At 65.2% G+C, this 6,041-nt stretch carries 7 protein-coding genes; 5 read left to right on the top strand and 2 right to left on the bottom strand.

Features of this window, described 5'->3' with window-relative positions; genetic code table 11:
* Positions 1 to 57 precede the first annotated feature (57 nt).
* Both ACRCSW_RS01950 and ACRCSW_RS01945 read left to right on the top strand, forming a co-directional pair.
* Entirely contained in the window at positions 58 to 852 is a 795-nt protein-coding gene (locus ACRCSW_RS01950; RefSeq protein WP_438702315.1) for a cytochrome b/b6 domain-containing protein, read from the top strand.
* Positions 845 to 1,609: a molybdopterin-binding protein gene (locus tag ACRCSW_RS01945; RefSeq protein ID WP_438702314.1), complete on the top strand. Its 765-nt coding sequence runs from the start codon at positions 845 to 847 to the stop codon at positions 1,607 to 1,609. The genes ACRCSW_RS01950 and ACRCSW_RS01945 overlap by 8 nt, the downstream gene beginning before the upstream one ends.
* 88 nt (positions 1,610 to 1,697) lie before the next feature.
* On the opposite strand, the gene map is transcribed toward ACRCSW_RS01945, so the two are convergent.
* Positions 1,698 to 2,507, bottom strand: coding sequence for a type I methionyl aminopeptidase (gene map, locus ACRCSW_RS01940; protein ID WP_438702313.1), 810 nt, complete (start codon positions 2,505 to 2,507; stop codon positions 1,698 to 1,700).
* 110 nt (positions 2,508 to 2,617) lie between these two features.
* Between map and ACRCSW_RS01935 the strand changes: the two genes are divergently transcribed.
* Genes ACRCSW_RS01935 through ACRCSW_RS01925 form a run of 3 tightly spaced genes read left to right on the top strand, consistent with a single transcriptional unit; the run spans position 2,618 to position 5,001 of the window.
* Positions 2,618 to 3,337: a competence/damage-inducible protein A gene (locus ACRCSW_RS01935; RefSeq protein ID WP_438702312.1), complete on the top strand. Its 720-nt coding sequence runs from the start codon at positions 2,618 to 2,620 to the stop codon at positions 3,335 to 3,337.
* Positions 3,334 to 4,029, top strand: a complete 696-nt coding sequence (locus ACRCSW_RS01930) for a GNAT family N-acetyltransferase (RefSeq protein ID WP_438702311.1) — start codon at positions 3,334 to 3,336, stop codon at positions 4,027 to 4,029. Before ACRCSW_RS01935 ends, ACRCSW_RS01930 begins: the two co-directional genes overlap by 4 nt.
* A 21-nt stretch (positions 4,030 to 4,050) precedes the next feature.
* Positions 4,051 to 5,001: an OmpA family protein gene (locus ACRCSW_RS01925; RefSeq protein ID WP_438702310.1), complete on the top strand. Its 951-nt coding sequence runs from the start codon at positions 4,051 to 4,053 to the stop codon at positions 4,999 to 5,001.
* 30 nt (positions 5,002 to 5,031) lie between these two features.
* Here ACRCSW_RS01925 and ACRCSW_RS01920 read toward each other — a convergent pair whose 3' ends face one another.
* On the bottom strand, positions 5,032 to 5,937 hold the full coding sequence (locus ACRCSW_RS01920) for a LysR family transcriptional regulator (RefSeq protein ID WP_438702309.1): 906 nt from the start codon (positions 5,935 to 5,937) through the stop codon (positions 5,032 to 5,034).
* Between the last annotated feature and the right edge of the window lie 104 nt (positions 5,938 to 6,041).

Genomic DNA, 6,041 nt, shown 5'->3' with positions numbered 1-6,041 from the left:
AGGTGAAACTTTCCGCCGGGTGACCCGTAGCTTCGGGCAGAACCGAAGGGGGGCGCCATGCCAAACGGGCCACTTGTCTACCGCCAAAGGCTGATCACCCGGATCACGCACTGGATCTGGGCCATCAGTCTTTTCTTCCTGATGTTGACGGGCCTCCAGATCTTCAACGCCTTCCCAAGCCTTCACATCGGGCAGGAATCGGGGTTCGAGTACGACAACTCGATCCTGGCGATCGGCGCCCGCGAGGTGGACGGCGATCTCCGCGGCGTGACCCAAGTCTTCGGGGCCAAGTTCGACACGACCGGCATCCTCGGCGTCTCGGGTGGCGAGGTCCGGGCCTTTCCCGCGGCACTGACGATTCCCTCGAAGACCAGCCTCGCGACGGGGCGGGTGATCCATTTCTTCTTCGCCTGGGTGCTGGTGATCACACTGACGGTCTGGCTGATCGCGTCCGCCCTGAACGGCCACCTGCGCCAGCTGATCCCCACTTTGGCCGACCTCCGTGCCCTGCCGCGCGATCTGATGGACCACGCGCGGCTGCGGTTCCACCACACGGCGGACTACAACGTTCTGCAGAAGCTTGCCTATGCGTCCGTCCTTTTCCTGGCGCTGCCGCTGATGATCCTGACTGGCCTTTCCATGTCCCCCGGCTTCAACGCCGCTGCCCCCTGGCTTCTTGACCTCTTCGGCGGCCGCCAGACCGCGCGGACGATCCACTTCCTGACCATGGTGGCGCTTCTGGGCTTCTTCGCCGTCCATATGGCGATGATCCTGCTCGCCGGTCCCCTGAACGAGATGCGGTCGATCCTGACCGGCTGGTATCGCACCGACAAGGAGAAGAACGATGCTTGACCGCCGCAAACTCCTGCTCGGCAGCGCCGCGCTGGCCCTCTCCGGTTGCAAGGTCTTCGACAGCGCGACCGAAAGCGACAGCACCCTCCGCAGCATCTTCGCCAGCCACGAAGGCTTGACCAAAGCCGCACAGCGCACCCTGATCGGCGACAGTCTCGCGCCCGAGTTCACCGAGGCCGACATCCGCCAGGGCATGCGGCCCAACGGCTCGACCGACCCCGACGGCGCCGAATACCGACGGATGGCCGAGACGGCCTTCCGCGACTACCGCCTGACCGTCACCGGAATGGTCGAAACGCCAGTGTCGCTGTCGCTCGCCGACCTGACCGCGCTGCCATCCCGCACCCAGATCACCCGCCATGACTGCGTCGAAGGCTGGAGCTGCATCGCCAAATGGCAGGGCGTGCCTCTCGGCACGGTCCTGAACCAGGCAAAGCCCAAAGTCACCGCCCGATACGCCGTCTTCCACTGCTTCGACGCCATCGAGCGCAGCCTGTCGGGCGAAGTCTTCTACTATGAAAGCATCGATCTGATCGACGCCTACCACCCGCAAACGATCCTCGCCTACGCCATGAACGGCGCGCCTCTTCCGGTGGCAAACGGTGCGCCCCTGCGCCTCAGGGTCGAAAGGCAGCTCGGCTACAAGATGGCGAAGTATGTCCATACCATCGAACTGACCGACAGCTTTGCCAGCCTCGGCTTCGGGCGGGGCAGCTACTGGGCCGACCGCGGATATGAGTGGTATGCCGGCATCTGACGGGCCGCTCGTCGATGACTTCGTCACTCCTCGCTAGGGCACGCTCCGACGAGGAGACGAAGTCGAACGAGGAGGCGTCCCGAAAGGCTTACCCCCAGGTCGGGTGGAACTTGCCTGCCGGGGACAAAGTAAAGATCTCGCAGCCCGTGGCCGTCACGCCCACCGAATGCTCGAACTGCGCCGAGAGCGACTTGTCCCGGGTCACCGCGGTCCAATCGTCCGCCAGGACCTTCGTCTCGGGCCGGCCAAGATTGACCATCGGCTCGATCGTGAAGAACATGCCTTCCTCCAGCACTGGCCCCGAACCGGGGCGGCCGTAGTGCAGCACATTCGGCGGAGCGTGGAACACCCGGCCCAGCCCATGGCCGCAGAAGTCGCGCACCACCGACATCCGGTTGGCTTCGACGAAAGACTGGATCGCGTGCCCGATGTCGCCGAACGTGTTTCCCGGCCGCACGGCCTCGATCCCGCGCATCAGGCCTTGGTAGGTGACCTCGATAAGCCGCTCGGCCTTCCGCGCCAGCTGGCCTGCCACATACATCCGGCTCGAATCCCCGAACCAGCCATCGACGATCACTGTCACATCCACGTTCAGGATGTCGCCATCCATCAGCACTTTCGGCCCCGGTATCCCGTGGCAGACGACATGGTTCACGCTGATGCACGACGCGTGCTTGTAGCCCTTGTAGCCGATGGTGGCCGAGGTCACGCCCCGGCGCCTGATCTCATCGGTAATGAAGTCATCAATCGTACCGGTCGTCGCACCCGGTACCACCAGAGCCGCGACCGCATCCAGGATCTCGGCGGCCACCCGGCCGGCCACGCGCATGCCCGCAAAATCCGCATCCTCGTAGATGCGGATGCCGTCCTTGGTGATGCGGGCGCGCAGTTCGTCCAAAGCCGTCTCCTTGGCGCCTACATAAGAGCCGCGCGCGGAATTGGCCAGAGGGCGGGGTTTGAAACGCCGTGGCGCGGGGGTATACCCGCATCAAATGAGGGAGAGCGGCGATGACCAACCCGACGGCGGCCATGCTGGTGATCGGCGACGAAATCCTTTCCGGCCGTACCCGCGATTCCAACATGCACTTCCTGGCCGGCGAGCTGACCCGCGTCGGCATTGCGCTCCGCGAGGTGCGCATCGTCGCCGACGTGCATGAGGAGATTGCGGAAGCCGTCCGGGCGCTTTCCACCCGCTACACCCACCTCTTCACCAGCGGCGGGATTGGCCCCACCCATGACGATATCACCGCTGATGCAGTCGCACAGGCGATGCGGGTCAGGATCGGCCACCGCGCCGATGCGATGGCGCTTCTCAAGGCGCATTACGACCGGTCGGGGATGCCGTTCAACGAAGCCCGCCAGCGTATGGCGCGGATTCCGGATGGGGCCACGCTGATCGACAATCCGGTGTCGACCGCGCCGGGTTTCACGATCGGCAATGTCCATGTCATGGCGGGCGTCCCCGGCATCTTTCAGGCGATGGTGGCCAGCGTCCTGCCCCAACTGACCGGCGGCCCGCCGCTTCTGTCGCAATCGTTCCGGGTCGAGCGGGGCGAAGGCGAGATCGCCACCGATTTCGGGGCGCTCGCCGCAGAGTTCCCCGATCTGTCCATGGGCTCCTACCCGTTCATCCAGAACGGCGCGCATGGCACCAATCTGGTGATCCGCGGCAGCGATGCCGGGCGGCTGGCCGAAGCCATGGTCAAGCTGACCCGGCTCTTCGGATGACGCCGGAACAGCTTTCCGAAGTGATGGAGGCAACCTGGCCGCCCCTGCGCCGCTGGCCGCTTGGCCCGTTCACCCTGCGCGACGGTGCGGGCGGCGGAAAGCGCGTCTCCGCGGCCAGCCTCCAGGGCGACTTCACCGCAGCCGACCTAGACGCCGCCATTGCCGCGATGACCACGCCCATTGTGCTGATCCGTCAAAGCGACACAGCGCTCGACGCCGCCCTGGCCTCCGCCGGCTGGCATATCGTTGACCCGGTGGTCGCCTACGCCGCGCCGGTGGCCCAGCTTCGGGCCGAGTTGCCCCCGCTTTCGGCCTTCCCACACTGGCCGCCCCTGGAGATCGCACGGTCGATCTGGGCCGAAGGGGGCATCGGTCCGGCCCGCCTGAACGTCATGGACCGGGTGGAAGGCCCGAAGGCCGCCATTCTCGCCCGCGTCGGTGACCGGCCGGTCGGGGTGACGTTCGTTGCCTGCCACGGGGCCGAGGCGATGCTGCATGCGCTGGAAGTCCGCCCCGACTGTCGGCGCCACGGGGCCGGGCGAACGCTTCTCCACGCCGCGGCGAACTGGGCTGCGGAAGAAGGCGCCAGGCGGCTTTCTCTTGTAGTGACCCAGCAAAACGCTGCCGCCCGCGCGCTCTACACTCGCCTTGGGATGGAAACTGTGGGACAGTACCACTACCGAGCGAAATGATCGCGGAAAGCGACCCGGGCAGTGCCTAAGGCATCCATCATCCTCCTTGTCACCTCCGCCGCCCTCTCGGGTCCTGCGGCTGCCTTGACCCTTGATCTTCCAGCCAAGGTCATAAGCGAGGAAACGCGTTCCGAGCTTCCCGGCAGCTACGCGCTGCCCACCGGCGCCTTCAACGGCACCATCGTTCCGTCGCGCACCTTCGAGGGGGCACTCGATCAGCGGGCCTTCCAGCTGGACGCGCCCGGGATGACCACGCTCGCGGTTCTGGCCCCACTGCGCGAGCAGGTGCTGGCGGCGGGCTACAAGGCTGTCTTTGAATGCGAGGCGCGGACCTGCGGCGGGTTCGACTTCCGCTTCGGGACCGACGTCATCCCCGAGCCCGATATGCACGTCGATCTTGGCGACTTCCGTTTCTTCTCGGCCGAGCGGGATGGCGAAGCCGTGTCGGTCCTGGTCAGCCGCAGCGCCAACGCGGCCTATGTCCAGATCACACGGGTGACCAGCTCGCCCCTGCCCGACGCCCCCGAGGAAACCGCAGTCGATCTGGACCAGCCCAAGCCCTCCAACGGTCGCGATGTTGTGCCGCGGCAGTCAGGCGCGATTGCCGCGGCCCTGGACGACGTAGGCTCGGCCGTGCTTGACGATCTTGTCTTTGCCAGCGGTGCGGCCTCGCTGACCCAAGGGGACTATGCCTCGCTTGCCGCGGTGGCCGCCTGGCTCGAGGCCAATCCCGACGGGACCATCGCCCTGGTGGGGCATACCGACGCCTCGGGAAGCCTCACCGCAAACATAGCCCTTTCCGAGCGCAGGGCCGAAGCCGTGGCCGAGGCCCTGATCGAGCGTTTCGGCGTGGACAGCAACCGCGTGGCCGCCAAAGGCGTGGGCTTTCTCGCACCCCGCGCCACCAACCAGACCGAAGAGGGGCGTCAGCAAAACAGACGGGTCGAAGTGATTGTCACTTCGACCCGTTGATGCACCGCTCAAGTCTTCGGAAAAAGACTATCACCAGTTGTCGGGGCCCTTGTCGGCATAGCGCCGGGCGAGGAAGTCGATGAACGCGCGGACCTTCGGCTGGGTGAACCGGCCCGGCGGGTAGACGGCGTAGATGCCCAGCACTTCGACCGGAAGGCCCGGAATGGCCTCTTCGACCTGGCCCTGCCGCATCGCATCCGCATAAAGGAACGACGGCAGGTAGGCGATACCAAGACCCGAGATCGCGGCGTTCAGCAGGCTTTGCCCGTCGTTCACCGTCAGCCAGCCGACCGAGCGGACCTGCCGCTTCTCGCCCGACGGCGCGGTGATCTTCCAGACGTTGCCGTTGGCCTGGTTCGAATAGTGCAGAAGCTTGTGGTCGTTCAGGTCGTCGATCTTCTGCGGACGTCCGAATTTCTGAAAATACCCCGGAGCGCCGATCATCCGCTTGGTCGTCTCGGTCAGCTTGCGGGCCCGGAGCGAGCTGTCTTCCAGCTCCCCGACCCGGATCGCCATGTCGAAGCCTTCGCTGATCAGTTCGACGTAGCGGTTGTTCAGGACCATGTTCACCGTGATGTCCGGGTATTCCAGCAGGAAGTCCCCCAGGATCGGCGACAGCAGGTTCACGCCAAAGTCCGTCGCGACCGAAACGCGCAGAAGACCGGACGGCGCCGACTGCATCGAGGTCACCAGCGCATCGGCCTCGCCTGCGTCATTCAACACACGGCGGGCACGGTCGTAGTAGGCAAGGCCAATCTCGGTCGGCGATACACGACGGGTGGTCCGATTCAAAAGCCGGGCGCCAAGCCGCGCCTCAAGCGCGGATACGTGTTTCGAGACAGCGGACTTCGAGATCCCCATCTTCTTGGCTGCGTCGGTGAAGCCGCCTTGATCCACCACAGTGGCAAAGGCCTCCATCTCTGTCAGTCGATCCATAGTTGTCCTCTTGGGAACATTCACGCCGTTTCTAAACAATAGGTTTCGCGATCAATTCGGGCAGGATGGCGGCAAACGCGCGTCCGATCCGGGGTATTGTGGGG

The organism is Tabrizicola sp. (assembly GCF_051645465.1).
Taxonomy (GTDB): Bacteria; Pseudomonadota; Alphaproteobacteria; order Rhodobacterales; family Rhodobacteraceae; genus Tabrizicola.
Note: the sequence above shows the minus strand (reverse complement) of the source record. Positions and strands in the feature narration are given on the sequence as shown.